The organism is Methyloceanibacter sp. (assembly GCF_051306395.1).
Classification (GTDB): domain Bacteria; phylum Pseudomonadota; class Alphaproteobacteria; order Rhizobiales; family Methyloligellaceae; genus Methyloceanibacter.
Genome location: NZ_JBPPND010000179.1, coordinates 1 through 26,006 on the forward strand (window position 1 = coordinate 1; position 26,006 = coordinate 26,006).

25 protein-coding genes are annotated in these 26,006 nt (G+C 64.9%); 15 read left to right on the forward strand and 10 right to left on the reverse strand.

Features of this window, described 5'->3' with window-relative positions:
- Positions 1–238 precede the first annotated feature (238 nt).
- On the reverse strand, positions 239–1,123 hold the full coding sequence (locus tag ACSLE4_RS09350) for a fructosamine kinase family protein (RefSeq protein WP_435904191.1): 885 nt from the start codon (positions 1,121–1,123) through the stop codon (positions 239–241).
- Between the two features lie 202 nt (positions 1,124–1,325).
- Positions 1,326–3,632, reverse strand: coding sequence for an efflux RND transporter permease subunit (locus ACSLE4_RS09355; protein WP_435904192.1), 2,307 nt, complete (start codon positions 3,630–3,632; stop codon positions 1,326–1,328).
- 216 nt (positions 3,633–3,848) lie between these two features.
- Between ACSLE4_RS09355 and ACSLE4_RS09360 the strand changes: the two genes are divergently transcribed.
- Together ACSLE4_RS09360 and ACSLE4_RS09365 are read left to right on the forward strand one after the other, a co-directional pair.
- Entirely contained in the window at positions 3,849–4,676 is an 828-nt protein-coding gene (locus tag ACSLE4_RS09360; protein WP_435904215.1) for a UDP-2,3-diacylglucosamine diphosphatase, read from the forward strand.
- Positions 4,676–5,839, forward strand: a complete 1,164-nt coding sequence (locus ACSLE4_RS09365) for a glycosyltransferase family 4 protein (RefSeq protein WP_435904193.1) — start codon at positions 4,676–4,678, stop codon at positions 5,837–5,839. The genes ACSLE4_RS09360 and ACSLE4_RS09365 overlap by 1 nt, the downstream gene beginning before the upstream one ends.
- 82 nt (positions 5,840–5,921) lie before the next feature.
- On the opposite strand, the gene ACSLE4_RS09370 is transcribed toward ACSLE4_RS09365, so the two are convergent.
- Positions 5,922–6,800: a hypothetical protein gene (locus ACSLE4_RS09370; RefSeq protein WP_435904194.1), complete on the reverse strand. Its 879-nt coding sequence runs from the start codon at positions 6,798–6,800 to the stop codon at positions 5,922–5,924.
- 75 nt (positions 6,801–6,875) lie between these two features.
- Between ACSLE4_RS09370 and ACSLE4_RS09375 the strand changes: the two genes are divergently transcribed.
- The 4 genes from ACSLE4_RS09375 to ACSLE4_RS09390 all read left to right on the forward strand — a co-directional run bounded on the left by ACSLE4_RS09375 (position 6,876) and on the right by ACSLE4_RS09390 (position 9,672).
- A complete protein-coding gene (locus ACSLE4_RS09375) occupies positions 6,876–8,126 on the forward strand; it encodes an MFS transporter (RefSeq protein ID WP_435904195.1) in 1,251 nt (416 codons plus the stop codon).
- A gap of 88 nt (positions 8,127–8,214) precedes the next feature.
- A complete protein-coding gene (locus tag ACSLE4_RS09380) occupies positions 8,215–8,559 on the forward strand; it encodes an SHOCT domain-containing protein (RefSeq protein WP_435904196.1) in 345 nt (114 codons plus the stop codon).
- Positions 8,560–8,649: 90 nt separating this feature from the next.
- Positions 8,650–9,279, forward strand: a complete 630-nt coding sequence (locus ACSLE4_RS09385) for a Spy/CpxP family protein refolding chaperone (RefSeq protein WP_435904197.1) — start codon at positions 8,650–8,652, stop codon at positions 9,277–9,279.
- A gap of 6 nt (positions 9,280–9,285) precedes the next feature.
- A complete protein-coding gene (locus ACSLE4_RS09390) occupies positions 9,286–9,672 on the forward strand; it encodes a DUF302 domain-containing protein (RefSeq protein WP_435904198.1) in 387 nt (128 codons plus the stop codon).
- A 2-nt stretch (positions 9,673–9,674) separates the two neighbouring features.
- Here ACSLE4_RS09390 and dgcA read toward each other — a convergent pair whose 3' ends face one another.
- A complete protein-coding gene (gene dgcA / locus ACSLE4_RS09395) occupies positions 9,675–10,694 on the reverse strand; it encodes an N-acetyl-D-Glu racemase DgcA (protein ID WP_435904199.1) in 1,020 nt (339 codons plus the stop codon).
- Positions 10,695–10,793: 99 nt separating this feature from the next.
- Between dgcA and ACSLE4_RS09400 the strand changes: the two genes are divergently transcribed.
- The 3 genes from ACSLE4_RS09400 to ACSLE4_RS09410 are packed head-to-tail and all read left to right on the forward strand — an operon-like array spanning position 10,794 to position 13,655.
- Entirely contained in the window at positions 10,794–11,972 is a 1,179-nt protein-coding gene (locus ACSLE4_RS09400) for an MlaE family ABC transporter permease (protein WP_435904200.1), read from the forward strand.
- Entirely contained in the window at positions 11,969–12,778 is an 810-nt protein-coding gene (locus ACSLE4_RS09405) for an ABC transporter ATP-binding protein (protein ID WP_435904201.1), read from the forward strand. Before ACSLE4_RS09400 ends, ACSLE4_RS09405 begins: the two co-directional genes overlap by 4 nt.
- Before the next feature lie 16 nt (positions 12,779–12,794).
- The gene (locus tag ACSLE4_RS09410) at positions 12,795–13,655 is read left to right on the forward strand and encodes an MlaD family protein (protein WP_435904202.1); all 861 of its coding nucleotides are present in this window, start codon (positions 12,795–12,797) and stop codon (positions 13,653–13,655) included.
- A gap of 26 nt (positions 13,656–13,681) precedes the next feature.
- Here ACSLE4_RS09410 and minE read toward each other — a convergent pair whose 3' ends face one another.
- The 4 genes from minE to ACSLE4_RS09430 form a co-directional block, all read right to left on the reverse strand.
- A complete protein-coding gene (minE, locus tag ACSLE4_RS09415; RefSeq protein ID WP_435904203.1) occupies positions 13,682–14,008 on the reverse strand; it encodes a cell division topological specificity factor MinE in 327 nt (108 codons plus the stop codon).
- The gene (gene minD / locus ACSLE4_RS09420) at positions 14,005–14,820 is read right to left on the reverse strand and encodes a septum site-determining protein MinD (protein ID WP_435904204.1); all 816 of its coding nucleotides are present in this window, start codon (positions 14,818–14,820) and stop codon (positions 14,005–14,007) included. Before minD ends, minE begins: the two co-directional genes overlap by 4 nt.
- A gap of 16 nt (positions 14,821–14,836) precedes the next feature.
- A complete protein-coding gene (gene minC / locus ACSLE4_RS09425; RefSeq protein WP_435904205.1) occupies positions 14,837–15,559 on the reverse strand; it encodes a septum site-determining protein MinC in 723 nt (240 codons plus the stop codon).
- 237 nt (positions 15,560–15,796) lie between these two features.
- Positions 15,797–19,645, reverse strand: coding sequence for a hypothetical protein (locus ACSLE4_RS09430; protein ID WP_435904206.1), 3,849 nt, complete (start codon positions 19,643–19,645; stop codon positions 15,797–15,799).
- Between the two features lie 422 nt (positions 19,646–20,067).
- On the opposite strand from ACSLE4_RS09430, the gene ACSLE4_RS09435 reads away from it, so the two are divergent.
- From ACSLE4_RS09435 to ACSLE4_RS09445, 3 genes are all read left to right on the forward strand, one after another.
- A complete protein-coding gene (locus ACSLE4_RS09435) occupies positions 20,068–20,457 on the forward strand; it encodes an Hpt domain-containing protein (RefSeq protein ID WP_435904207.1) in 390 nt (129 codons plus the stop codon).
- 176 nt (positions 20,458–20,633) lie between these two features.
- Positions 20,634–20,954, forward strand: a complete 321-nt coding sequence (locus tag ACSLE4_RS09440) for a 2Fe-2S iron-sulfur cluster-binding protein (RefSeq protein WP_435904208.1) — start codon at positions 20,634–20,636, stop codon at positions 20,952–20,954.
- Between the two features lie 6 nt (positions 20,955–20,960).
- Entirely contained in the window at positions 20,961–21,989 is a 1,029-nt protein-coding gene (locus tag ACSLE4_RS09445; protein ID WP_435904209.1) for an NAD(P)/FAD-dependent oxidoreductase, read from the forward strand.
- 22 nt (positions 21,990–22,011) lie between these two features.
- Here ACSLE4_RS09445 and ACSLE4_RS09450 read toward each other — a convergent pair whose 3' ends face one another.
- Positions 22,012–22,998: a class I SAM-dependent methyltransferase gene (locus tag ACSLE4_RS09450; RefSeq protein ID WP_435904210.1), complete on the reverse strand. Its 987-nt coding sequence runs from the start codon at positions 22,996–22,998 to the stop codon at positions 22,012–22,014.
- 178 nt (positions 22,999–23,176) lie between these two features.
- Between ACSLE4_RS09450 and ACSLE4_RS09455 the strand changes: the two genes are divergently transcribed.
- Positions 23,177–23,737 carry a sigma factor-like helix-turn-helix DNA-binding protein gene (locus ACSLE4_RS09455; RefSeq protein WP_435904211.1) on the forward strand — a complete coding sequence of 187 codons (561 nt, stop codon included), beginning with the start codon at positions 23,177–23,179 and terminating at the stop codon, positions 23,735–23,737.
- Positions 23,734–24,603 (forward strand): anti-sigma factor family protein, encoded by an 870-nt coding sequence (locus ACSLE4_RS09460; RefSeq protein ID WP_435904212.1) that lies wholly within the window; start codon positions 23,734–23,736, stop codon positions 24,601–24,603. The genes ACSLE4_RS09455 and ACSLE4_RS09460 overlap by 4 nt, the downstream gene beginning before the upstream one ends.
- Here the strand turns inward: ACSLE4_RS09460 and ACSLE4_RS09465 are convergent.
- A complete protein-coding gene (locus ACSLE4_RS09465) occupies positions 24,600–25,052 on the reverse strand; it encodes a hypothetical protein (protein WP_435904213.1) in 453 nt (150 codons plus the stop codon). The genes ACSLE4_RS09460 and ACSLE4_RS09465 overlap by 4 nt on opposite strands.
- 743 nt (positions 25,053–25,795) lie before the next feature.
- Here ACSLE4_RS09465 and ACSLE4_RS09470 point away from each other — a divergent pair.
- A partial coding sequence (locus tag ACSLE4_RS09470; RefSeq protein ID WP_435904214.1) for a hypothetical protein occupies positions 25,796–26,006 on the forward strand: 211 nt, incomplete at its 3' end.

Here is a 26,006-nt window from a genome sequence, read left to right on the forward strand (position 1 = left end):
AGAGCAGGGACCTGAAGCAAGACCAAGAATTGGACGGCTCAGGAACATAATGGGGGGGGCGAGCCGAAGCCCGCAAGTAAAGGCGCAAGCCTTTCGCGTTCGGCTCGTTTCGCAGGGAAGACCGGCCCGGCTTGCCCGGGCCGGTTCTTTTTTGGCCCCGCGCAATAGGCGCGCGATTACCACGCAATCATGCGCACATGACGCGTCGAATGATGCGCCATTACGTGCCGGAGACGGGTCAGAGCCCGAGCCGCTTAAGCGTGCCCTCGATGCCCCCAAGATAGCTCGCCCCGAACAGCCGGACATGCACCAGCGCCGGGTAGAGATTGTAGAGATCCCGCCGCAGATCGTGGAAGCCCGGCGCAATCGGGGATAGCTCCTCATAGGCCGCGAAGAACGCCGGCCCGAACGTGCCGAACATGGTGGTGAAGGCGAGCTCGATCTCGGGGTGTCCGAAATAGATCGCCGGATCGACGAAGCCCGCGATCGCGTCGCCGCGCACGAGCACATTGCCGGTCCACAGATCGCCGTGGAGCAGGCTCGGGAAGGGCGGCTCCGATAGATAGTCGTCGAGGCGCGCGGCGAGCCGCTCGACCCGCCCGAAGAGGTGAGCCGGCAGCCGGGCTTCGTCGTGGGCGGCTTGCGCCATGTGCATCAAACGGTGGTCGCGGAAGAACGGGATCCACCGCGCGCTTTCAGGGTTCGGCTGGGGCAAGGGACCGATCAGGGTGTCCCTCCCATAGCCGAAGCTCGAACGCGGCGTGGCGTGCAGGGCGGAGAGCAGCCGCGCCGCATCGCGCTCGACGGCCGGCGTGATCGGGCCGCCATCGTTGTCGATGAAATCCATCACCAGAAGATCGGGCGCGGCCACATGCACCTGCGGCACAGGCAGATCGGACAGCCGTTTGAGCTCCGACAGCATGAAGCCTTCGAGCTCGAGGCTCGGCCCAGCATGTGCGCCTGTGTTCTGGGGCTGCGTGCGCGCCTTGACCGCCAGCCGCCGCCCGTCTTCCAGGCGCACGATGAGCCCGGTCAGCCCGAAGCCGACGCTCATTGGCTGGCTCTCGACGACGGCCGAGCCGAGGGCGGATTGGAGTCGGTCTTTGAGGGGTGGGGTCACCATGACTTGTCATCGCCCGACTTGATCGGGCGATCCAGTACCACGGCACGACGTTATCGCGAAGATCAGGGGGGTTACTGGATGCCCGTCTGCGCGGGCATGACAACAGGAGACACTCGCGCCTCAACCCGTCATGGCCGGCGTGACCCCGCCATCCACGATCAGGCGGAGCGCCGCCGACCTCCTGGCCTTCATCGAGGGGTCGCTAGCCTAGGGCCTTGGATAAGAACTTCGATTTTCTGCGCCAGCCTTCGACCGTCTCCATAAGAGCGGGCAGGAACAGCAGGGCGCCGACCATCGAGGCGAGCAGCACGATGACCACGATCGTGCCATAGAGCGAGACCATGGGCAGCTCGCTCAAGAGGCTCGTGCCGATTCCGGCGGCAAGCACGATCGTGCTGATGATGACCACGGGGCCGACCGCAGTGATCGTCTGGCGCAGCGCCGAGTCCAAATCGACCTCGTCCGATTTCTCCAGCCGATAGCGGTTGAGCACGTGGATCGTGCTGTCGACGGCGATACCGAAGCCGACAGTGAAGGCGACCAGGTTCGTGAACTGTAGCCCCCATCCGACCAGATAGAGATAGGCGCCGCCCATCGCGAGGGGGAAGAGATTCGGCAGGATGCTGACCAGGCCCGCTCCGACCGACCGCATGGCGAGCGCGATCAGGACAAGGATCATCCCGACGGTGATCATCAGGCTGCGGTTGAGCAGCTCGATCATTTCATGGCTGGCCCGCGCGGTGACCGGTACGATGCCGGTCACGGAGATCTCCACCTTGCTGCGGTCCTCTTCCGCTATGCGGTTCAGGCGCCGCTCCAGCCGGTCCATCATGGGGTCCAACTCATCGGACGTCAGTTCGCCGAACCAGGCCGTGACGAGCACGGAATTCTCGTCCAGCGAAGCCAGCCCCTTCACCAGCGAGGTGTCCTGGGCACCTTCCAAGAACTCCATCAGGCGGTCCTCGCCCTCCACACCGCCACCCAGCCATTCCTCGATGGTGTGCGCCGAGGTTATGGCGCCCAGCGCCGGCTCGCGCGCCAGCGTGGCGTGCACCTTGCGGATGACGTCCAACGTGTGGAAGGACATCAAATGATAGTCCTTCGGCCAAACGAGGGCGACGAGCAGAGCGTTGGCGCCGGCGAGTTTGCTGTCCACGGCGTTGAGACCGGCGAGCGCTGGATGGTTTTGCGGCAGGTTGCTCGCATAGCTGTAGCGCGGCTCGTTGAGGAGATGGAGGAACCCGCCGGCGAGGACGAGCAGAACGCCCACCGCCGTGATGGCGCGCGGCGCGATCGTCACCGCGTCCGCCGCCACGTGGCACACGGTGTCGATGCCCCGTAGGACACTGTTCTTTTCGACCTGTTGCTGATTTTCGCGGGCAAAGCTCCGCAAGAACAGCAGCGCCAATGGGGGTACGAGAATAAGCGTGCCGATAAGCGCGACCGCCGTGCCCGACGCCGCGACAATGCCGAAATTGGCCACGAAGGGATGCGGCATCCAGATCAGGGATGCCAAAGCCAGCGTCGTGGTGAGCGAGGTGAGTACGCAGGCCGGTCCGACGCGGCGGACGGCCCTGTCGATGGCAGCCTCGAGATCGGCCCCGGCCCGGACGCCGTTTCGCACTGAAAAGAGCAGATGCAGGCAGTCGGAGAACACGATCACGAGCACGATCGTCGGCGCGACGCCGGTCAGAAGATTGATCTCCTGCCCTGCGAGCCACATGCCGCCTAGGAGCCATATCACCGCGGCGACGGCGGGAATGCCCGCGACAGCCACGAACGCGAGTCTGCGGAAGAACAGCCAAGCGATCACCAGCGAGACCCCGAGAGCCAGGTACCGGAAGATCTTCTGATCGCGGGCGAGGGACGAGACGATCTCGATCCGCATCACCGCAAGCCCGGTCAGCGCCAGGTTGAGATCAGTGCCCGCCAGAACCTCCTCGGCCTTGGTTCGGACTTCGCCCACAAGCCGGCGGTCTGTCTCCTCGCTCCGGTTTTTCTCGGTCAGCGAAACGGAGAAGACGGCCAGGCTGCCGTCATCGGACAGGAGCTTCTCGGCCACGAGAGGATTTTCCGTCGCTTCCCCGCGAAGCGCGTCCCAGTTCTCGATCGTGTCCAAGTCGTCCGGAAATAACGGTTGGAGCTCCGCGCCCTCTTCGGGCTCTTGGATCGCCGAGAACATCGACAAGACGCTTCGTACGCCAGCGAGCGCGGCGAGCTCTTTGTCGAGCTCCTTGAGCGCCTTCAAGTCCTCAAGATCGAAGGGCTTGTCCGAGGACACGACGACGTGGATGTCGCGCTGGACGTCGGGAAAGCGCTCTTCGACGATGTCGAGCTGGTCGAACGCCGGGTCGCCCGACCGGAAAATCTCTCGGATGTCGCTCGAGAACTGTAGCTGGCTCGCCCCGAACGCCAGGATCGGGGTCACGAGGACCGCGATCGCCAGGCATATCCAGGGATAGCGAAGGGAAACGAGGCCAAGCTTCTCCAGTCCGAACCCAGCTGTCATTCGGCTACCAGCGAGCGCCCCGCATCATGAATCAGGCCGTCTTTGTCGATCATCCAAACCCCCCGCTCTAAGCACCGCTTGGTTGTTAGCCCAAAGACGGCCGAAGCCCAAGCCCCAGCCAGCCCCGGGGCTGTCATGCGCGCTGCCCCATTAACCTAGGCGACTGCGGATGTCACAACCCTGATACAAAATCACCTTAAGTCGCGATTTATCGTGCTGAACACTCGGATCGAAGACGACGCGACAAACGAGCCCGAAATACGGCAATATCGCGCGCTTTTTATTTCCGACATCCATCTTGGCACCAAGGCGTGCCAAGCCGAAGCCTTCCTAGACTTCATCCGCTGCCACGACGCGCCCCGCATCTACCTCGTGGGCGACATCGTCGATTTCTGGCGCATCCGGCGCGGCATCTATTGGCCGCAAGCCCATAACGACGTCCTGCAAAAGCTGCTGCGCAAGGTCCGCAAAGGCACCGAGCTCGTCTATATCCCGGGCAATCACGACGAGGCCATGCGCGAATATTGCGGTTCCCAATTCGGCGGCATCGCCATCGAGCGCCAGACGGTCCACACGGGCGCCGACGGCAGGCGCTATCTCATCATGCATGGCGACGAGTTCGATGTGGTCGTGCGGTACGCCAAGTGGCTCGCCTTCCTAGGGGACTGGAGCTACACGATGGCGCTTTGGTTCAACACGCATCTCAATGTCGTGCGCCGCTGGTTCGGCATGCCCTATTGGTCGCTGTCGGCCTATCTCAAGCACAAGGTCAAGCGCGCGGTGAACTATATCGGCGAATTCGAGCAGGCTTTATCGCAGGAAGCCCGGCGCAACGGCGCGCAAGGGGTCATCTGCGGGCATATCCATCACGCCGCCATGCGTCAGGTCGGCGACGTCGTCTACATCAACATCGGGGACTGGGTCGAAAGCTGCACCGCCGTGGCCGAGACCGAGGAAGGAATCTTCGAAATCATCCGCTGGAATCCGCACACGGGCGTGCGCGGGGCCGACGCCCCGGCCAAGGAGCTTGAGGCTGCCGCTTGATGCGCATCCTCATCGCGACCGATGCCTGGCATCCCCAGGTGAATGGCGTTGTCCGCACCTATCAGCGGCTCGCCCTTGAACTTCCGAAGCTCGGCGCCGAAGCCAGCTTCCTCGCCCCCTCTCAATTCCGCACGCTTCCCTGTCCCACATATCCCGAGATCCGGCTGGCGCTCACCACGCCGCGCACGATCGCGCGACATATCGAGGCGGCGCAGGCCGACTTCATCCATATCGCCACGGAGGGGCCCATCGGCCTGATGACGCGGCAATATTGCCGCAAGATGAAGCGACCCTTCACCACGAGCTATCACACGCGCTTTCCCGAATATCTCTCGGCCCGGCTGCCGGTTCCCGAGTCCTGGGGCTACGCCTTCCAGAGGCGCTTCCACAATAGCGGGGCGGGATTGTTCGTCGCCGCGCCTTCCGTGGAGGCCGATCTCAAGGCGAAGGGTTTCGAGCGCATGATGCGCTGGACCCGCGGCGTCGACGTGGATCTGTTCAAGCCGCGCAATGTGCGTTTGTTCGGCGAGCAGCCGGTCTTCCTCTATGTCGGCCGCGTCGCCGTGGAGAAGAACATCAAGGCCTTTCTCGATCTCGATCTGCCCGGCCGCAAGGTGGTCGTGGGCGGCGGCCCACAGGCCGCCGAACTCGAGCGGCGCTATCCGGATGTGCTGTTCACCGGCCCGAAAGAGGGCGAGGACTTGGCCAAGGCTTATGCCTCGGCCGACGTGTTCGTGTTTCCGAGCCTCACCGATACGTTTGGCCTCGTGCTTCTGGAGGCTTTGGCCTGCGGCGTGCCCGTGGCGGCCTTCCCGGCCTATGGGCCGAAGGACGTGCTCACGGACCCGGCGGCCGGCGCGATCGACACCGATCTCAGGGCCGCGGCGCTTCGCGCGCTGGAGCTCGACCGCGGCGCGGCCAGGGCGCATGCGCTCAATTACAGTTGGGAAAATTCGGCCCAGGAGTTCCTGGAGAACGTGCTCGCGGCCCACAATCTGGGACTGCCCGAACGGCGCCGGCTCTTGCCGCGCTTGCGCCGGCGGCGGGCCGAGACCCCCAAAAAGAAAGCGGCCCGGTTGGGGGGAAACCGGGCCGCTTCATTTTCATGCGTCAGTTTGGGGGACGCTTGTTGGGGGAACTTGCGTCCACCCAGAGATGGTTAGCGGGCATTATCTTTTCAAGACTGGACGTGCCAACTTGTCGCACCTAGCGCGCTAAGTTTCTCAAAAATAAAGTGGAAAAAAGCTAGCCGAACAGGGCGGCGCGCTTGACCGCGTGAAGCTCGGAGAGGGTGAGCGGTTCCGGCCGCTCGAACCGGGAGCTTTCCGGCTGGTGGGAGCCCTCCGGCCGGCTGGGCGCGGCCTCGGCGCTTCGGCCCTTCGTCAACATCGCATCCACGTCGTGCTGCTTGAGGCCATCGCCGTCCTTCGGCGGACCGTTCAGAAGGTCGTCGTATTCCTCGGTGAGGGGCCCCGCGGGCGCGGTCTCCTCCTTGCGCGCGGCGGCCCCAGCATCCCAGGCGCCGATCATCGCGTGGATGCGCTGTTCGACATGGCGCAGCATGCGCACCACCTTGGCGGTCCGCTGCCCGGTGATGTCCTGGAACGAGCACGCCGTGTAGATATCGATGGCGTGCCGATCGAGCCGGTCGCAGAACGCGGGGTCCACGCCCTTCTCCCGAAGCGTCCAGGCCACCTCTTGCACGTCCTCAGCAGCCGACAGGATCTCGGACGTGGCCGTCTCCGTGGCCCCGACGATCTGGTCGAGCTCCTCGGATGCGTTTGAGAGACGCTTGTCGAAGGCCTGAGGCGGGCGGAGCTGGGCAATCTCGCGCCGTGTGCGGGTAATCGCCGCGCTGATATCCGCGAGCTCGGCGAGAATGTCCGAAAGACCGGTCCGCCGTTGCGGCTTGAGCACCGCCGCTTCGAGCCTGGCGATGGCGTCGAGCAGCAATTGCGTCTCGGGCGTCCGGTTGCGGCGCGCGTATTCGGCGAGGAACCAGCGGCCGAGCGGAGAATCGCGCAAGGTCGCCTCGATGGCGGCATAGTCGTGCGCCAACCCCTGCTGGGGCAGCGCCGCGCTTTGCTGCAATGATTGGGCGCCGCGTGGCGCACGTTCCGGCATGGTGATGGCGAAGCTATCTGATTCGGCGTAAGGCCCGAACGTAGCAGCCGCAGGGCAGGGGATTCGTTAACGACCATGGTAAGCCAGGCCTCAACAGCCGTCGTGGGGCCGTCCCTCGCCTGGCGCCTCGGCTTTCTCTATGCCGCGCTATTCCTGGTGGTCGGGTGCTATCTGCCCTACCTGCCGGTCTGGCTGAAATGGCGCGCGCTCGACGCCGACCAGATCGCCATCCTGCTGGCGACGCCGCTTTATGTCCGCATCGTCTTCACACCGGCCATCAGCTTCGCCGCCGACCGGCTCGGCAGCCGGCGTCTGATCCTCATCGCGCTGGCCTGGGGCTCGCTCGCCTCCTTCGTGCTGCTATGGCTGTCGGCCGGCTTCTGGCAGATGCTCCTTGCCGCCATCCTTCTCGCCATCAACTGGACCACGATCATGCCCTTGATCGAGACGGTGGCGATCAGCGGCATCCGCAAGAACGGGCTCGATTACGGCCGCGTGCGTCTATGGGGCTCGCTGACCTTCATTGCCGCGAGCCTCGGGGCCGGCTTCGTCATTCAGCTGTCGGGGCCGGGCGCGGTGCTGCCCATGCTGCTGATTGCGACGTCGCTGATGGTGGTGGGCTCCTATCTCGTACCTCGTGACCTTGGGGGGAGGGGCGAGGTCAACGCGGCTCCGGTGCGGCGCTTGCGCCTGAGGGACGGCTTCGCGCTTACCCACGCCCCGCTCTTCCTGCTGTTCCTGCTCGCCGCTAGCCTGATCCAGGGAAGCCACGCGCTGCTTTACGCCTTCGGCTCGCTCCATTGGCAGGCGCAAGGCTTCTCGGGCGGCACCATCGGCGTGCTCTGGTCCATCGGTGTCATCGCCGAGGTGGCGCTGTTCGCCATGTCGGGGCGGGTCATGGCGTATGCGGGCAGCACGCGGCTCTTGGTGCTCGCCGGGCTCGCCACCGCGCTGCGCTGGGCGTTCATGGCTTTCGATCCCCCGCTCTGGGCGACGGGGCTGCTCCAGACCCTGCACGCCCTGAGCTTCGGCGCCGCGCATCTCGCCGCCATCCATTTCTTGACCCACGCGGTGCCGGAGGACCGCGCCGCCACGGCGCAAGGCCTTTACGCCGCCGTGGTGGCGGGCATCGTCCTCGGCACGGTGACTCTTGCCTGCGGCCCGCTCTATCGCCTGCTGGGCGGCGAGGCTTATGCCGTCATGGCGCTGCTGGCGGCTCTTGGGACGGGCGCAGCGTTCAGCTTGCGCCGGCGCTGGCAGGGCGGTCTCGTCGTGGACGAGACCGAGCACGTGCCCCCTGCGGCAGAGCCGCTCACCAGGGCATAGGATTGATCCGTCTCAAGGCGGAAGAGCGGCAAGGGGGCTACGCTATTGGTCTCGGAGCGGCCGTTACTGCTGATGAAGGAGTAGGCCAATGAGAAGGCTTTGGATTTCAGCCCTTGCTGCCGCCGGCGCGTCCCTAGCGGTTGTGCCGAGCTGGGTGTGGGCGCAAATGCCGTCCGATGGTGATCGGTACGGCTATGGCCATCACATGATGTGGGGTTTCGGCATGGTACTCGGTCCACTGTTCTTCATTCTGGTGCTGGCCCTGTCCATTGCTGTCGCGGTCGTTCTCGTGCGCTGGCTCGCCGGGCCGGGGCATGGCGCGGGCCAACAGACGCAGGGCCGCGCGCCGCTCGACATCCTCAAAGAGCGTTTCGCTCGTGGCGAGATTGACAAGGACGAGTTCGACGAGCGCCGCCGCGTGCTCGGCGACTGAAATGATTCGGCGGATTAGGGACAGCTTCTGATCGGCGGTGACGGCGGAATATTCCGCCGCCACCGGATTGAACAATGAAGGAGAACCCCAATGAATATACGTAGGACGATACAGATTGGTCTGCTGGCCGCCGCGACGCTCATGAGCTCCGTGGCGCTGGCGCAGCAAGGTCAACCTCAGACGTCCGATCACGGCGCCCACCACGGTGGGACGGCTCAGCAGGACAGCCAGCAAGGTCCCGGCGGGATGATGGGCCAAGGCCGCATGGAGCAAGGCGGCCAAGGCAAAGGCATGAGGGGCCGCGGCATGATGGGGCAGAACGGCAAGGCCGACGGCAAAGGCAAGATGGGTTGCCCGATGATGGGCAAAGGCATGATGGGCAAGGACATGATGCACTCGCGCCCGATGATGGAAGCGCATCTTGCTTACATCAAAGCTGATCTTGAGATCACCGAAACACAGACCGACGCCTGGAACGCTTACGCCGAGGCCGTCAGGGCGCGCCATGCCGCCATGCAAGACGCGCGAGAGGCCATGATGAAAGCCAAGGAGAGCGGTAACGCCGTGGAGCGCATGGATGCCCGCATCAAGGCGACTGAAGCCAAGCTCGAGAGCCTAAAAGCCCTCAGGCCGGCGGTCGAAGGTCTCTACGCCGTGCTCACGGACGCGCAAAAGGAAAAGGCCGACAAACTATTGGGTGGCGGTTGCGGGATGATGTGAGCGGCGATGGGTTATCATTTTTCCAAGACTGTCGATATCCCCTTCGACCAGGCCATCGTGCGCGTCACCGACGCGCTGAAGGCTGAGGGCTTCGGTGTGCTGACGGATATAGACGTCGCCTCGACCATGAAGGCAAAGCTCGGCGCTGACTTCCGGCCTTATAGAATTCTCGGGGCGTGCAATCCGAAGCTCGCCTATCGCGCGCTCGAACTCGAGGACAAGATCGGCACCATGCTGCCCTGCAATGTCATCGTGCAAGAACGTGTAGGCGGCCGTGTTGAGGTCTCGGCCGTCGACCCCGCCGCCTCCATGCAGGCGATCGACAATCCCGGCCTCGCCGAAGTGGCGGGCGAGGTGCAGGACAAGCTCAAGCACGTCATCGAAAGTCTCTAGCGTCAGCCCCACAGCGCGGGCGAGGGCGGAAAGACCATGCCCGCCTCGTAAGCGAGCCCGTGCTCGCGGTCGCGGTCGAGGAGGAGCGGCCCGTCGAGGTCCACCCAGTCCGCGTCCTGGGCGAGAAGGAGCGCAGGCGCCATGGACAGCGAGGTGGCGACCATGCTGCCGATCATCACCTTCAGGCCGAGCGCCCGGGCCTCCTGCACCGTGGCGAGCGCCTCGGTGAGCCCGCCCGTCTTGTCGAGCTTGATGTTGACCGCGTCGTAGCGGCCCACGAGCGCTTCGAGCGAGGCGCGGTCATGCACGGACTCATCGGCGCATACGGGCACGGGCCGTTCGATCGCCGCGAGCATGGCGTCGTTTCCGGCGGGCAGCGGCTGCTCCACCAGTTCCACGCCGAGCTCGGAGGCTGTGGCCAGAAGCGACTCGGTTTCATGGGGTTGCCAGGCCTCGTTGGCATCGGCGATCAGCCTTGTCTCGGGCAGGGCGGCCCGGACCGCCAAGAGACGCTCCGCATCACCTTCACCGCCGAGTTTCAACTTGAGCAGCGGAAAGCCTCGCGCGGTTGCGGCCTGTTTGGCCATGGTCTCGGGGGCGGCGAGCGAGATGGTAAACGCCGTGGGGACTTCATGGAGGGGTGGGAGACCGGCCAGGGCGGCGGCATTTCTTGCCGTGCGTTTCGCCTCCAGGTCCCACAGGGCGCAGTCGAGCGCGTTCCGGGCGGCGCCGGGCGGCAGGCGCTTTGCGAGGCCGGCACGGTCCAGGCCTTCGGTCAAAGCTTCGCGGGTCCCTTCGATGGCCGCCACCACGCCGTCCACGCTTTCGCCGTAGCGCAAATAAGGCGCGCACTCGCCGCGGCCTCTGTTGCGGCCGTCGCCAATCTCGGCCACCACCACGACGGCCTCCTGTTTTGAGCCGCGCGAGATCGTGAAGCTACCCTTGATCGGCCAGCGCTCCACCTGGACGGCGAGGCTCAGGCCCGCGATTGCGCCTCCACCGGCCTTTGATGCGCCTCCCATAACGCCTTTATTTCTCCCGTGATTTCGTCCTAAAACGTAAGCACTTAAACGGCGGCGGGCGCCTGAAAGCTTACAGCACGATCCAAGCTAAGCCCTTCCATGCTCAAGCGCGACCACCAGCTCGTCCTGCCGACCCAAGCCCGTGCTCCGGGTTTTCGCGTCGAGCTGCGCGGAACCACCTTCCGGCTGATCGCCACCGGCGCTTGGACGGTCGCGGAGGCGGCCGATCTGGACAAGGCGCTCAAGCGCTTGCGGGTTCCGATTCCGCCGACGCCCGAGTTCACGGGCGAGATGGATATCGCCGGGATCGCCGAGATCGACACCGCCGGCGCTTGGCTTCTGCAGCGCACGGCCAGGGCCTGGCAGAAAGGCGGCTTGCGCACCCACTACGCCGGCGCCACCGAAAGCTTCCGCATTCTCATCGAGGAGGTGCATCGCCGCGGGGCAGCCAAGAAGCCCGAGATCGAGAAGGTCGGACCGCTGCAACAACTGGTCGACAACACGACCAGGGGCGTGACCAGCGTGTGGCAGGACGCGCTCCAGCTCACGGCGTTTCTCGGCGAGGTCACGGCCGCGTTCCTGCGGCTGTTCAAGCAGCCGTGGCGCTTCCGCACCACGTCGTTCTTTCATCATCTCGATCACGCGGGGCTACGCGCCCTGCCGATCATCGCGCTGATCTGCTTTCTGATCGGCGCCGTGGTCATGCAGCAAGGCGTGGTGCAGCTGAGACCGTTCGGCGCCGAACCGTTCGCCGTGAACATGGTGGCTATCCTGGCGCTGCGGGAGGTGGGCATCCTGCTGACCGCCATCATGGTCGCCGGCCGTTCCGGCTCCGCCTTCACCGCGGAGATCGGCTCGATGAAAATGCGCGAGGAGATCGACGCCATGCGCACGCTCGGCATCGATCCCATGGACACGCTGGTGCTGCCGCGCGTGCTGGCGCTCGTCGTGGCGCTGCCGCTGCTCACCTTTCTCGGCGACATCATGGCGCTCGCGGGCGGCGGCGTCATGGCCTTCGGCGTGCTTGGGATCGACATGGCGACCTATATCGACAAGCTGCACGAGGCGGACGACTTCCAGCACTTCATGGCCGGCATGATCAAGGCGCCCTTCGCCGCGATTATCATTGGCCTTGTGGGCTGTCTCGAAGGCTTACGGGTGGAGGGCAGCGCGGAGTCCCTCGGCAGCCACGTCACCTCCGCGGTGGTCAAGGCGATCTTCCTGGTGATCATCCTGGATGCCGTGTTCGCCATGTTTTTGTCGGGGATTGGGGTGTGACCGGCACGGACGGACGAGAGGTGGTCATCTCCGTGCGCGGGCTCGCCAAGAGCTTCGGCGACCATCAGATTTGGGAGTCGCTCAGCCTCGACGTCTATCGCGGCGAGATCCTCGCCATTGTCGGCGGTTCGGGGCAGGGCAAGTCGGTGCTGATGCGGGTCATCACCGGGCTGGTCACGCCGGATAAGGGCGACGTCGGGCTGTTCGGGCAGAATGCGAAGACGCTCACGCCGCAAGCCCGCCTCGAAATCGAAAAGCGCTGGGGCATTCTCTTCCAGGACGGCGCGCTGTTCTCCTCGCTCACGGTCTTGCAGAACATCCAGGTGCCGATGCGCGAGCATCTGAATCTGCCGCAGGCCATGATGGACGACCTGGCCTTCCTCAAGCTCACCATGGTCGGCCTGCCGCCCAACGCCGCCCACAAGTTTCCCTCGGAGCTTTCCGGGGGCATGCGCAAACGCGCCGGCCTCGCCCGCGCCCTCGCGCTCGACCCGGAGATCGTCTTCCTGGACGAGCCGACCGCGGGCCTCGACCCGATCGGCGCCACCGACTTCGATCACCTAATTCGCAAGTTGCAACAGACACTTGGCCTAACGGTCTATATGGTGACCCACGACCTTGATACCATTTTCACGGTGTGCGACAGGGTGGCCGTTCTGGCGGACAAGAAGATCGTGCGGACGGGGTCGCCGGCCGAACTACAGAGCCGGCCCGATCACCCGTGGATCCAGGAATATTTCTGCGGGGAGCGGGCACGCGCCGCGAGCCCCACCGAGCAACGACGGCTGATCGCGAATGACGCCTGACGGTTGTTGAGGGTCGATGGAAACCAAGGCCAACTATTTGATGATCGGCGGTTTCGTTCTGGGCGCTCTCGCCTTCGCCTTCATCTTCATCTTTTGGATCACGAACTTCGCGGGCGGCGGCAAGCGCTATCTCATCGTGTTCGAAGGCTCCGTGTCGGGTCTCACCTCCGGATCGAGCGTCTCCTTCAACGGCATCAAGATCGGCGAGGTGCAAACTTTCGCGCTCGATCCCACCGATGGGCGCAAGGTGCAGGTTGTGGTCGGCGTGCATGAGGACACGCCGGTGCGGGAGGACTCGCGCGCCAAGATCCAGTCCCTCGGCCTCACCGGCGGCAAAGGCGTCGAGATCTCGCCCGGCACACCGGACTCGCCGCTTCTGGTGGCGACGGACGAGGATCCCATTCCGACCATCCAGGCCGCCCGCGGCGCGACGGGAGGGCTGTTCGATGCCGCGCCCGCCGCCCTCGACAGCGCCAATGCCTTCATCCAGCGTTTGAACGACCTCGTCGCCGCGAACGAAGAAGCCGTCAACAGCACGATGACCAATGTCAACGAGTTCACCGCCATGCTGAGCAGCAAGGATGAGGAAATCAGTCAGACCATCACGGAGCTGAATGAGGGGGCCAAGGCCTTTAGCGAGTTGGGCGGCAAGCTCGACGAGAACGTCGACGTCCTGACCCAGCAGGCGAAGCAAGGCATGCAGGATTTCAGCGCGGCCATGCAGGAAGCGCGTCGTGCGGCCGTCACCCTCAACCGGATCCTCGAGAAGTTCGAACAGAGCCCGACGGGTTTCTTGCTGCGCGGCTCGAAACCGCCGGGAAGCTCGTCCGAGTCCTCTCCCTCCGCGCGAGGGTTCGGTCAGGGCCCGGGACGCTAAGACGTCGCTGCCGCGTCGCCAGAAGGCTAGTGAGCTGGGGTGACGGCGAGGCGCTGTGAGCGTGCCGCCCGTGACGTGCGATCGCGCCGTTTAACTGGGCTGCGCTCAGGATCGCAAGGGAGCTCGATGTCGATTTCGAGCAGCGAAATCTCCTTCCCCCGGTCGATCTTCACCTGAACCTTGTCCACGTCCACGGTGACGTGCTTCGCGACCGCGGCGAGCACCTCTTCCCTCAGAAGGGGGATCAAGTCGGAATGGTTGTCGGCCCCGCGCTCATGCGTCAGTAGAATCTGGAGACGCTCCCGAGCGACCGAGGCGGACTTCCGCCTTCTGAATGGCATGAACCAGCTCATGCCGCTTTCCTTCCGAACAGCTTGCTGAAAATGCCGCTGCGGTCGGTGGGGAAGGCCATCGGCACGTCTTCGCCCATGAGCCGTCTCGCGGCGTCGCCATAGGCGCGCGCCGGCGCGCTTTTCGGATTATTGATGGTGACGGGCGAACCGAGATTCGAAGCGCGCAAGACCTCGTCGCTTTCCGGGATGATGCCGAGCAGCGGAAGAGAAAGAATGTCGATGACGTCGTCGACATTCAGCATATCGCCGCGGCCCGCGCGCACCGGGTTGTAGCGCGTGATCAGAAGGTGCTTGTCCATATGTTCGCCGCGCGCAGCCTTGTCCGTCTTTGCGTCGAGCAGCCCAATGATACGGTCGGAATCGCGCACCGAGGAGACTTCTGGGTTCGTTACCACTACGGCAACGTCGGCATGACGCATCGCGAGCGTCGAGCCGCGCTCGATCCCGGCGGGGCTGTCGCAGATGATCCAATCGAACGATTCGCGCAGTTCGGCGATCACCTTCTCGACCCCTTCGTCTGTCAGAGCGTCCTTGTCGCGCGTCTGAGACGCGGCGAGCAGGTAGAGCGTCTCGATCCGCTTGTCGCGGATGAGGGCCTGAGACAGCTTCACGGTACCTTGCGTCACATAGATCAGGTCATAAACGACGCGCCGTTCCGCGCCCATGACGAGATCGAGATTGCGGAGCCCCACGTCAAAATCGACGACCGCGACGCGTTCGCCGGTCTGCGCAAGTGCCGCACCGAGCGCGGCAGTCGTCGTCGTCTTGCCGACCCCGCCCTTTCCAGATGTCACTACGACGACCTGCGCCATGCATTCCTCCTTTGCCTCAGTCGAGGGCTTTGATTGTTAGGATGCCGTCTTTCAGCCACGCGTGAGCGGGCTTCTCGAGCAGGCTCGGGGGCAGATCCTCCGCCATGCGGTAATATCCGTCGATGGCCACAAGCTCGGCCGCAAGCCGGCGGCAAAAGATATGCGCCGCCTGGTTTCCGTCCGCGCCGGCCAAGACTCTGCCCCGTAAGGCTCCGTAAATGTGGATCGATCCCGTGGCGACGATCTCGGCACCCGAAGAGACCGAGCCGATGATGGTGAGGTCGCCGTCTTGGAACACCGTCTGGCCCGAGCGGACATGCGTGTCGATGACGCGAGACGAGGGCGCAGGCTCTGGGGGTGCTTGTGCAGCAGGAGCCTTCTCGCGCGTCGTTTCGGGGTCGATTGCCCGGCCAGGCGCCAAAACCGGCGGAAGATCGTCGTCGACCCAGGCAGGGTCGGCGCCGAGAAGACCCATGACGCGGATTCCCCGCGATCCAAGGTCGGCAACCAGCGTGGCCAGCTTGCCCTTGGTCAGCAGCAACCGCGACACATCGACGACGACCGGTTTGGCGGCGAAGAAGCCTGGGGAGCGGGATAGCCAGGCATCCGCCTCGGCCAGCCATCGGCCGGTGGGCATTTCAGGCTTGAGGACGAAGGCGAGAAACGTTCGACCGTGGAAGGTGAAGGAGCGGGACGGCTGAGCTGTCGTTGCGGACGGCTTGGGTGCGGCGGCGGCCATGGCTGTTTGTCGGTCCCCCTTTTGATTTAGTTAATAAAATGGCCACCATAGTTAACGGACCGTTAACGGGAGGGGCTGGGACCGACTTTTTTGAAGAGTTTATGCCTGTGCCCGGTCTCAACGGCGCGCGCCAAAGCGCTGAAACGAATCCGCAAACGAAAGGCCCCCTCGCTCCATTTCTGGAGGAGGGGGCCGTTTCGTGGGGGAGCCTTACGGCTCTCTTGACGCCTCTTGATCTTAACGCAGACGACCGCTCGCATGCGCCAGCAGGAGATAGACACGCCCGGTCTCGGACGTCAGGTAGTTCTGGAGCATGTTGCCGGCAGGATCCGACTGCTCGGCTTCCGCGAGCAGGCGCTCGAAGTCGGCGATGTAGCGGTCGACCGTATTGCGGAACTCGCCGTCGCGGTCGTAGCGGCCCGAGATCTCGTCGAAGGTCGTCTGACCCTCATAGGTGTAGATGTGACGGCCGAGCACGCCGCGCTCGCCCGCGCGCATGCGGTACCAGACGTCCGCGGCCGTGCGGTTGTCGATAGCGCGCGACAGCTCGTCGATGCGGAGCTGACCGGCGCCGCTCGCTGCGGGACCGCGAGAAGGCTCGGCGGGCGTCCAGCCGCCGCGTCCCGGTGCGTGCGAAAGCTGCTGCGCCAGACCGCCCGCGTTCCGATCGAGATCGGCCGTCTCGTAAGGTCCGGAGACTGGATGGCCACGCGCATCGAAGCGCGGCATTGGCGGCAGGCCGTAGTCGCCGCCGGCGGGCCGGGGCTCTTCCGCGCGCGGCGGGAAGGGCGCAGGCTGCGGCTGCGGGGCGGGCTGGGGATAAGGATTGCCGCCGCCCATACCGCCTTGGCCCATACCCCCTTGGCTCATGCCGGCCGCTCGCGACAGGCCGGGCGTCAGCGCCTCGATCTCGCGGAACTGATCGTTGAGGGCCTTGCGGATCGCGGCGGTCGCCTGAGCGGTCTGCTCGGGCAGGGTGTCCATGCGCTTTTGCATTTCCTGGCGGAGCGCATCGAGGTCGGTCGCGGTCTGCCGCGCCGCCTCGCGCATGCCGCGCGAGGTATGGTCGAACTGACCGCGCATCTGCTCGAGCTGCCGGCCGATCTGAGTGATGACCGTTTCGAAGCTGCCCTTGAGGTCGGTGACGGCGCGCGCCGTATGAGCTTGCGCCTCTTCGCGCAGCTTTTCGATCTGGGCGAGCGCCTGTTGCGCCTGGCCAGCAGTGTCGCGGCCGAGAGCGGTGGTCACCTGCTTGGCCCGCGCTTCGGCCTGGGTCAGCGCGCCTTCTACGATGCCCGCGTAGTTGCCCATCATGCCGTCGAGCTCCTGCGCCTTGGTGTTGACCGTGTGCAGGAGGGCGATGATGGATTGGTGCCGGCCTTCCAGGATCGAGTCGATCTTGGCATTCGAGGAGTCGAGCGCCTTGGCCGCGGTGAGAATGGCCTGGCCCTGGCTCTCGAAACGCTGGGTGAGCCCGTGGATCTGTTCGAGCAGCCCCTTTGACACCTCGCGCAGATTGCCGGTCTGGCTGGTCAGGATGCCCACCGCTTCCTTGGACTGGGCGCCGACCTGCTCGGCGGTCTGCTGCATCAACTGCGAGTTGTTGGCGAGCACCTCGTTGAGCTGCGCGGTCTGCCTGCCGAAGGTCTCGTCGACCAGGCGCGTATGCTCGCCGAGCATCTTGTCGGTCTCGGCCGTGCGCTGGCCGAAGGTGGCATCGATCGCCTTGAGCCGCTCGGCGAGCGCCGTGATCACGAGCTGCGCGCGCTCGCCCATGGTCTTCTCGAGAGACTCGGTTTGCTGGGTGATGGCGCTTTCCAGGCCCTGCACCTTTTGGAGCAGGGATTTGGTGAAGCTGTCGGCCCGCTCGGCAAGCGTCCTGTCGAGCGCGATGGCGCCCTGGTTCACCGCTGAGGTGAACTGCGCGGTGCGATCGCTCAGCGTCTTGTCCACGGCGCTTGTCCGGTTCTCGACCGCGGCGGCGAGGGCGTCTGTCCGCTCCTGAAGGGTCTTCTCGAAAGTGACGGCACCTTGGGCCACCACGCCCGTGAAGGCCTCGGTCCGCGCCGCAAGGGTCTTGTCGAGTTTCTCCGTGCCTTCGGCGGCGGCGGCGCTCAAGGCCTCGGTCCGTTCGGCAAGAGTCTTGTCGAGGGTGACGGCGCTCTGCGCGACCACGTTGGTCAGCGCGCTGGTCTTGTCGGTGAGCGTCTTCTCCAGCGCCACGGCGCCTTCCGCCACGACATTGGTGAAGGCGGCCGTCCGGTCTGCAAGTGTCTTGTCGAGGGTGACGGCGCTTTCGGCGACCACGTTGGTGAGCGCGCTGGTCTTATCTGTGAGCGTCTTCTCCAGCGTCACGGCGCCTTCCGCCACGACATTGGTGAAGGCGGCCGTCCGGTCTGCAAGCGTCTTGTCGAGTGTCACCGCGCTTTCGGCGACCACGTCGGTGAGCGCGTTGGTCTTGTCGGTGAGCGTCTTCTCCAGCGTCACGGCGCCCTCGGCGACGACGTTGGTGAAGGCTGCCGTCCGGTCTCCAAGCGTTTTGTCGAGCGTCACGGCGCTTTGGGCCACCAGGCCGGTGAATGTGTCCGTGCGGTCCTTCAGAGCCTTGTCGAGCACCTGGGTGCTCTGGCCGATCTCCGCCATGAACGTCTCGGTGCGCTCCTTCATGGTCTTGTCGAGAGCGCCGGCATTCTGGGTGATCGCCGCGTTGAAAGCCTCGGTGCGATCGCCCAGCGTCTTGTCGAGCATGATCGCGCCCTGCGCCACGGTGGACTCAAGGCCCTTGATGCGCTCGGCGAGCGAGCCCTGGAGGGCCTCGGTGCGCTCCTTCATGGTCTTGTCGAGAGCGGTCGTGCGCTCGGCCACCGTTTTCTCCAGCGCGGTGAGGTTCTGGGTGGCGCCGTCGATGACCTTGGTCAAGCGGCCTTGCTCTTTCGTCAGGCGCTCGAGGAGACCGGGCACGTGCTCGGCGACCTTGGCCTGGGCCTTGTGCACCTGCTCGGCCGCTTCGCTGGAGCGGGTCACCAGGAGTTCGGTGAGCTGCGTGCCACGTTCGGCGAGTTTCTTGTCGATCGAGCCGGAAGCATTGGCGATGTCGCGTGCCACGGCCGCGCCCACGCCCTTCAGCGCCTCGCTGACCCGTTGGCTGTTGTTGGTGAGGGCGTCGCGCTCTGTGGCAAGCTCGTTGATCAAGTTCCTGACACGAAGCTCGTTTTCGCCGTAGGAGCGCTCCAGCGCCGCGACTTCGTTGTGCACCATGGCCTCCAGCTCGGAGGCCCGGCCGATGGCGCGCGAGATGGCGTCGTTCATTGCCGCCACCTGACGGCGGATGGTCTGGCCCACGGAGGCCACGGACTGCTCGGCCAGCTTGTCTGGCTCGGCCAGGCGCACGGCGACCTCGGTCATGGCAGACGCCATGAGACGGAGCTCCTGCGCTCGCCAAACGAGGAGGGCGAGGAACCAGAAGATGACGATAGGCACCAGGATGGAGGCGGTCGCCGCCAAGGCCGGGGCGCTCAAATAGCCGCCGCTCGCCGCCTGGTTGGAGATCACGCCATAGGCAAAGAAGCCGCCGATGACGAACCAGACGACGGAGGCGCCCAACGCGATGAGAAACGGCGTGCGCGCGGGCCTCTGCTGCAGGGCGAAGATCAGCCCGCCGATGGAAGGAATGTCGTCGTTGGCGGGTGCGGACAGCCGGCGCTGCGGGGGCGGGCCCGCGGGGCGGCGCGTGCGGGTCAGATGCCTGGGCGAGGGCGCGGCGCCTGAACTCTCAGGCATCTCGGCCGGCTTGGCGTCCTCTTGCGGTGCCTTGAGGGTCTGGGGCCGGGCGTCCTCACGCCGCATTTCTTCGCGGCGGGGCTCTTCACGCTGAGGTTCTTGGCGAGGCTCTTGGCGTTTGGGCTCCTCGCGCTTGCGCTGCTCGGCCTTGAGCCGGTCGGCGAGGCTGGAACGCCGGGGCAGGGTGGGACCGTCGTCCTTCCCCTTGGACTTCCCCTGCATCATCGCTTCGAGGGGGCCCTTGACTTCGTCCTTGTCGTCTGGCGTCGCTTTTTCCGGGGCCGACTTCGCTTGTTCCTGCGCCATCACGCGTTCCTCGCACCACTAGACTTCAGAACAGGAGAAATTCTGCGCCGTAAGACTTTAAGACCCGCAACTTTGCGGCGCATCGCATGGTGGGAACCGCATCACTTCCGGCGGAAACCTAACCGGAAGAGCCCCCAACGCTTTTTCCCCGTCACCCCAACATCGTTAACGAATTTTTAGGGCTAAAAAAAGCTGAATCGAGTGCTTGGGTTAACGGCCGTTAACCCCCTAGAGCGCAACGTGAAATTGAGGCGTCCGCGGCGCGAATCGCGTAACACTTGGGGGCGCTGTTGCACGCAGGCGACGATTTCCGGTTGCATGGCAAGCACATAGTCGCCCGGGCGCGGCCCGCCACAACAAGAATCCGTCCCAATCGGGCCTCAAACAACGGTCTGCGATAGGATTTTCCAGGGAGACATTTCATGGCTGGCGAGCACGCGGCACGGCCTACGGGGCCGGAAGACGGATACGAGCGCTCGTCCCGGCCCGTCGACCTCGACCATCTGGCCCGTTATACGCTCGGCGAGCGGGCGCTGGAGCGTGAGGTTCTGGAGCTCTTTTGCACCCAGTCGGTGCTCTATCTGGAGCAATTGCGGGCAGCCATGTCGGACCGGGACTGGAAGCACGCCGCGCATTCCCTGAAGGGCACCGCGCGGGCCGTCGGGGCCTGGCGGGCGGCTCAGGCGGCCGAACGGGCCGAAGCGCTCCAAGGCGATGTCTTGACCCAATTCCGCACCGCCCGGATCGACGAGATCGAGGTTTCGCTGCGCGAGGCCGAGGCCTATATCGCCGCCGTGCTCAAGGATCGCTAGGCGGCGGTTTTTCGGCCGAAGCGCGCCGCAAGGCACTGGTGTCTCAAATTCAATTGCCTTATAGACACGGATCGCGGGCGGGCCGGCCCCACTCGCGTCTTCTTCGGGCGCGCGCGAAAGCCCGCAACACAGCCCGGCTCCCGAGATCGGATCAAGCCTTCAAGCCCGCCAACGTCATGGCCAGGATCACCTTTATTCAACCTGATGGGACCGAGAACGCGGTCGAGGCCGAGCCCGGCATGACCGTGATGGAAGCCGCGGTGAAGAACTCGGTGCGCGGCATTGCGGCGGAATGCGGCGGTGCCTGCGCCTGCGCCACGTGCCATGTCTATGTGGAAGAGGAGTGGCGCGAAGCCACCGGCCAGCCGGAGCAGATGGAGGAGGATATGCTCGATTTCGCTTTCGACATTCGTCCATCGAGCCGTCTCTCCTGTCAGATCAAGGTGACCGAGGCTCTCGATGGCCTCAAGGTCCGGATTCCCGAAAAGCAGTTCTGAGGCGCTATGTCAGAGGATGTGATCAAGACCGACGCGGTCATTATTGGGGCAGGGCCCGTTGGGCTGTTTGCCGTGTTCGAGCTCGGCCTGGTCGACGTGAAGGCTCACGTGATCGACATTCTCGACCGGCCGGGCGGCCAATGCGCGGAGCTCTATCCGGAGAAGCCGATCTACGACGTGCCCGCGCTCGCCATCGTCACCGGCCAGGAGCTGACCGACCGGCTCATGGAGCAGATCAAGCCGTTCGGCGCCGAGTTCCATTTCAGCGAACGTGTCGAAACGCTCGAGAAGACGGATGAGGGCTACCGCCTCATCAGCGACGCCGGCACCACGTTCGAATGCAAGGTCGTGGTGATCGCCGCGGGCGGTGGATCCTTCACGCCGAAGCGCCCGCCGCTTCCGGGCATCGAGCAGTACGAAGGCACCTCGGTGTTCTATTCAGTCCGCAAGATGGACGCGTTCAAGGACAAGGACGTGCTCATCGTCGGCGGCGGCGACTCCGCGCTCGATTGGACCTTGAACCTTCAGCCCTTCGCCAAATCGCTGACGCTGGTGCATCGCCGTCAAGAGTTCCGCGCGGCGCCGGCCTCCGTGCAGAAGATGCTGGAGCTGGTCGAGAGCGGCAATATCGCTTTCAAGCTCGGTCAGGTGACGGAGCTGCACGGCGACAACGCTCAGCTCACCGGCGTCACGGTCAAGGCGCCCGACGGCTCCACCTTCGAACAGCCGACCGAAGTCATGCTGCCCTTCTTCGGGCTCACCATGAAGCTCGGCCCCGTCGCCAATTGGGGACTCAATCTCGAAGAGAACCTGGTCCCGGTCGACACCGAAAAGTTCGAGACGAGCGAGAAGGGTATCTTCGCCATCGGCGACATCAACGCCTATCCGGGCAAGCTGAAGCTGATCCTGTCGGGCTTCCATGAGGCCGCGCTCATGGCGCAGCAGGCGCACAAATATGTGCACCCGGACAAGAAGCTGATCTTCCAGTACACGACGTCCTCGTCGAACCTCCAGAAGAAGCTCGGCGTGAAATAGCGGTCTTCTTTGGAATGGCCCCTCAGGCGAGCGAGCGGTAGATCGCGACGTCGTAAGGGCTGAGCAGCCGCACCTTGAGACGCTCATGGGCGGGCAATTCAATGCGCGTGAACACGCCGCTAGCCTCGACGAGATCGACCGCGACCGGATCGACGAGGATCAGATAGAGCCGCCGCGGCTTGTGCCGGTACGACACCACGATGTTGTTCAAGACCTCGGCGAAGACCTCACGCGAGAACGGGTTGAAGAAGTAGTGGACGGCCTCGCCGTCCGGTGTCCCCACCTGGCTCGCGTCTTCCAGCACGCATTCGACGTTGCGGCAGAGCATGCGCGAGCGCGGATACTGCGCAATGTTCATCTCCGCATTGTCGTGCAGCTCCTCGGCGAACTCGACACCGGCCACGGCGACGAAGGGATGCTCGGCGGCGAGCAGCATCACGCGGCCCTTGCCGGCGCCGTAATCGACGAAGGTCAACTTGGTGAAATCGTAGTCGACACCGGCGAGCGCCCACTCGAACAATTGGCACGGCGTCGGCCGGTAGTCGTGACCGTGCTGGCGATTAGCACCGGCGATCGTAAGGCCGGATAGCGCGAGCGGGTCCTTGGTCGGCGAGAAGAAGAGTTGCTCTTTCGGCGGATCGAGCACGCGCGCGTGCAGCCAATGCAGGAACTCGCGATAGTCCTGCTTCATCCGTTCGGGACGCGCATGTTCCTTGAGCTTCGCGCCGGTGCGCTCGATCTCGGGCAGCACATTGCCGCGCCCATATTCGGCGGCACGCGCCAAGCCGTCCTTGGTGGCTTGCTTCGTTTGACTTGACGTCTTGTCGGCGAGCTCGGCGATGCGTCCCGCGAGACGGCTGCGCAGAAGGCCGCGGCCGGCGGAGACCGCGTTGACCGGCGCGTCCTTGGTATGGGACGCGGCGTCCACAGGCACCACCTTTGCGCGCTCGCGCGGCGGAGCCGCAGTTTGCGATTCTACGGCCTCCGGGCCGCGGGGTACGACCGTCATGGGTAATTCCCCCTCATGCGCAAAGATTGGGCACGCACGGCCCGCGAAGCAAGCGCTTTTTAGGCAACTTAGCCAATCTCCGCCGCACGCCCATTCGGCTGGATGTGCTATCCTCTTGATTCGCGAGGGAGACCCGCGTGGGACGGCCAGCACAGACCCAAGCGGCGGGGAGCGAGGCGTGCAGGCAGAAGATTACCATGACACCGTAAGACCGGGCCTCATTGCGATGTTGCCCCGGCTGAAACGCTTTGCCGACGTGCTGGTCGGTGCCCGCGACGAAGGCAAGAGCCTGCTCGGTCGCGCGCTCCGATGCATGCTCGCCGAGCAGCATCGCTATCAGCGCGGCACGGCGCTCGATGTCTGGGCCTTTGGCGAGGTCTATCGTCACTGGCTGCACGAGCTGCGCGACCATGCCGATCCCGTAGCGCGCGCCAAGATCGACGATGCGCGTTTCGGCGAGTTGTTCTACCCGGAAGGTGACGGCTACTTCGATGCGCCGGTCATCGCCTTTCTCGGCGCGCTGCCGCCGCAGCAGCGCCTCACCTTGCTTCTCGTCTACGGCGAAGGCTTCGAGCACGAGGACGCCGCCCGCATCCTCGACGTTTCGCCGGAGACGATCGCCGCGCGTCTCGTGCGGATCAGCGCATCGCTTGCCGACCGTTTGAGCGCGCGGGCGCCGGCGCCCGCAGCGGCGATTGTCGAAACCCTCTATCCCGAAGGGCTCAGAGGCTCACTATGACCGAACTCAGCGACGAACTCCTGGTGGCTTATGTCGATGGGCAACTCGCGCGCAAACAGACCCGCGCGGTGGAAAAGGTTCTCGATCAGGACGACGTTCTAGCCGCGCGTCTCGATGCTCTGAGGCACGCCCATGCGCGCCTCGAGGCGGCCTTCGAAGCGATCCTGGCCGGTGAGGAGATAGACGTCTCCGCCGTCCCGGTACCGCAAGACGACGGCCTTCGCATCTCCTGGCGTGCGGTCAAGCTCACTCTCGCCGTGCTCGGCATTGGCGCGGCGCTCGCCGCGGCCGCGGCAGGCTACGGTTGGCCGGTGTCGCTCCCCGGTCTGGGCTCGGAGACGCAGCTCGAGGTACGTCCACCGAACCCCGTAGCCGCCGCGAAAGATTGGCACGAAGAGGCGGCGCAGGCGCACGCGCTGCTCAGCCGTCAGACCTTGGAGGTCGAACTGGAGAGCCAAGCGAATTACGACTTCGTGGCCTTCCAACTGGCGCAGATTCTCGGAGCCAATCCCAAGCTCCCCAATCTCGAGCCGCAAGGCTTCCGTTTCGTGCGCGCACAAGCGTTGCGCTTCGGCGATCAGCCTCTCACGCAGATTCTCTATCTCGGCCGCCAAGGGGGCCCGCTGGCGCTCTACGCGAAGAAGGGCGAGGGGGACGGGTCGGCCACGCTGTCGCAAGGTCAGGTGGATGAGGTCCGTACCGTCGCCTGGTCGGAAGACGGCATTTCTTATCTGCTTGCGGGCGATGTCGACGACACGCTCCTGATGCGCATCGCCACCAGGGTGAAGCTCGAGCCCGCGCCGCCATTGCGCACCGCGCCCAAGCCGCAAACGCCGGTCAACGGCGCGCTCGGCAAGGAGAACTAGCGCGCCATGCGCGCCGTCGGGCTGTAATTGCCCGCGAGATAGCGGTTGAGGTCGGCGCGGATCGCGTCGAGCCGCTCTTTGTTGCAGTACCGCGAGTCGTCGTTGATGGTTTCGAGCACGGACTCGCGCGTGTAGTCGTAGGCCTTCTCGATCTTCTGCATCTGGAGCGGCGTGTGACCGTAGGCGGACTCCGCGGCGAGGTAGTTCGCGCGGAGCTGTTGCGGACTGAAGACGAACCCGCAGCGCGTGGCGCGGGCCGAAGTCCATCCCACCTGCGTCGGCCTTGCCAGCGGATCGTCAGGCCGCACGTTGCGCGCCTCGATCTCCGACGAGGCGCCATCCTTCGGGCCCTGCAATTTGCTTACGGTGCCGCACGCGGCGAGGCTCGCGAGCAGCACCGCTGCGAAGGCGAGCGCGAACAGTCCGGAATATGAGGGGGGTGGTCCCATGCGGCGCGATCTTATCGACCGGGCGGGAACAGCTAAAGGGGTGAAAGGGAAGCACAAAACAAGAAAGGCGGAGCTTTGCGGCCCCGCCTCCCTGTTGCGATGTCGATCCGCGCGCCCGTTCGGGACGTTTGGCTCGGCGCCGCGGGACCTTTCGGCCCCTTGGTCCGCGCTTTGCCCCATGGTTGCCCACAAAGCCAGCGCCGCGACCTGACCACGGCCCTTATTTACCGTCGCGTTGCTACGACGCGGCTCCCGCCCTGGCCGGGCTGAAACCAATCGGCAGTGGGATCATAGGCGCGAAGGACCCTGTCGGCTCCGCCTCACGGTACTGTGGCGAAACCGCCAGACCGTGGTACTCCGCGTCTACCTTTCCCGCCGCCTTCAGCCGCCCATGGCACTGGACGACCTCGGGCTTGCCTTGCCCTCGCGAGCCTTTCGATCATTTCCCGGTGCATTCGGATTTCTCCGCCGGCACCTTCCACAACCGGCCAACTCACATTTAGGAGGATACATCACCGCGTCCGGCACGCATTAGCCGCGCGATGATTATCCCCGTTATCCACCGGGGCGTGAAAAGTCAGAGCATTTCCAAGCCTCTGCGGGCGGTCCCCGGACATTTCGGGCACGTTGCCGCAGGGCGTGGCGAAAGCCCCCGGAGACGCGCCGGTTTGCGAAGCCGACGCCGTTTTTCTGGCCTAACCGGGGAGCTATGGTAAACAGTTTATGAAGGGGGCTTTCGACTCATGCGGCGTCTCGTGGACAGGGCGGTAGCAGCCGTGCCGAGCCTTCGCGGCTTGACCGTCAGGAGCCGTTTGCGGGTGGCGGTCCTGACCGGAAGCGCAGCCCTGGTTGCGCTTGGCGCCGGCGCGATCTTGGTTCCCGGCGACCGCACGGCACCGGAGCCTGTCGCGGACGCCAAGCCCGGCGGCGAGACGGTCATCGCCAAGTTTGTGC

Excerpts from the sequence above, each read along its gene's own strand:
- ACSLE4_RS09350 (WP_435904191.1), bottom strand. The coding sequence starts at position 1,123 with ATGGTGACCCCACCCCTCAAAGACCGACTCCAATCCGCCCTCGGCTCG.
- ACSLE4_RS09355 (WP_435904192.1), bottom strand. The coding sequence starts at position 3,632 with ATGACAGCTGGGTTCGGACTGGAGAAGCTTGGCCTCGTTTCCCTTCGC.
- ACSLE4_RS09365 (WP_435904193.1), top strand. The coding sequence starts at position 4,676 with ATGCGCATCCTCATCGCGACCGATGCCTGGCATCCCCAGGTGAATGGC.
- ACSLE4_RS09370 (WP_435904194.1), bottom strand. The coding sequence starts at position 6,800 with ATGCCGGAACGTGCGCCACGCGGCGCCCAATCATTGCAGCAAAGCGCG.
- ACSLE4_RS09375 (WP_435904195.1), top strand. The coding sequence starts at position 6,876 with ATGGTAAGCCAGGCCTCAACAGCCGTCGTGGGGCCGTCCCTCGCCTGG.
- ACSLE4_RS09380 (WP_435904196.1), top strand. The coding sequence starts at position 8,215 with ATGAGAAGGCTTTGGATTTCAGCCCTTGCTGCCGCCGGCGCGTCCCTA.
- ACSLE4_RS09385 (WP_435904197.1), top strand. The coding sequence starts at position 8,650 with ATGAATATACGTAGGACGATACAGATTGGTCTGCTGGCCGCCGCGACG.
- ACSLE4_RS09390 (WP_435904198.1), top strand. The coding sequence starts at position 9,286 with ATGGGTTATCATTTTTCCAAGACTGTCGATATCCCCTTCGACCAGGCC.
- dgcA (WP_435904199.1), bottom strand. The coding sequence starts at position 10,694 with ATGGGAGGCGCATCAAAGGCCGGTGGAGGCGCAATCGCGGGCCTGAGC.
- ACSLE4_RS09400 (WP_435904200.1), top strand. The coding sequence starts at position 10,794 with ATGCTCAAGCGCGACCACCAGCTCGTCCTGCCGACCCAAGCCCGTGCT.
- ACSLE4_RS09410 (WP_435904202.1), top strand. The coding sequence starts at position 12,795 with ATGGAAACCAAGGCCAACTATTTGATGATCGGCGGTTTCGTTCTGGGC.
- minE (WP_435904203.1), bottom strand. The coding sequence starts at position 14,008 with ATGAGCTGGTTCATGCCATTCAGAAGGCGGAAGTCCGCCTCGGTCGCT.
- minD (WP_435904204.1), bottom strand. The coding sequence starts at position 14,820 with ATGGCGCAGGTCGTCGTAGTGACATCTGGAAAGGGCGGGGTCGGCAAG.
- minC (WP_435904205.1), bottom strand. The coding sequence starts at position 15,559 with ATGGCCGCCGCCGCACCCAAGCCGTCCGCAACGACAGCTCAGCCGTCC.
- ACSLE4_RS09430 (WP_435904206.1), bottom strand. The coding sequence starts at position 19,645 with ATGGCGCAGGAACAAGCGAAGTCGGCCCCGGAAAAAGCGACGCCAGAC.
- ACSLE4_RS09435 (WP_435904207.1), top strand. The coding sequence starts at position 20,068 with ATGGCTGGCGAGCACGCGGCACGGCCTACGGGGCCGGAAGACGGATAC.
- ACSLE4_RS09440 (WP_435904208.1), top strand. The coding sequence starts at position 20,634 with ATGGCCAGGATCACCTTTATTCAACCTGATGGGACCGAGAACGCGGTC.
- ACSLE4_RS09445 (WP_435904209.1), top strand. The coding sequence starts at position 20,961 with ATGTCAGAGGATGTGATCAAGACCGACGCGGTCATTATTGGGGCAGGG.
- ACSLE4_RS09450 (WP_435904210.1), bottom strand. The coding sequence starts at position 22,998 with ATGACGGTCGTACCCCGCGGCCCGGAGGCCGTAGAATCGCAAACTGCG.
- ACSLE4_RS09460 (WP_435904212.1), top strand. The coding sequence starts at position 23,734 with ATGACCGAACTCAGCGACGAACTCCTGGTGGCTTATGTCGATGGGCAA.
- ACSLE4_RS09465 (WP_435904213.1), bottom strand. The coding sequence starts at position 25,052 with ATGGGACCACCCCCCTCATATTCCGGACTGTTCGCGCTCGCCTTCGCA.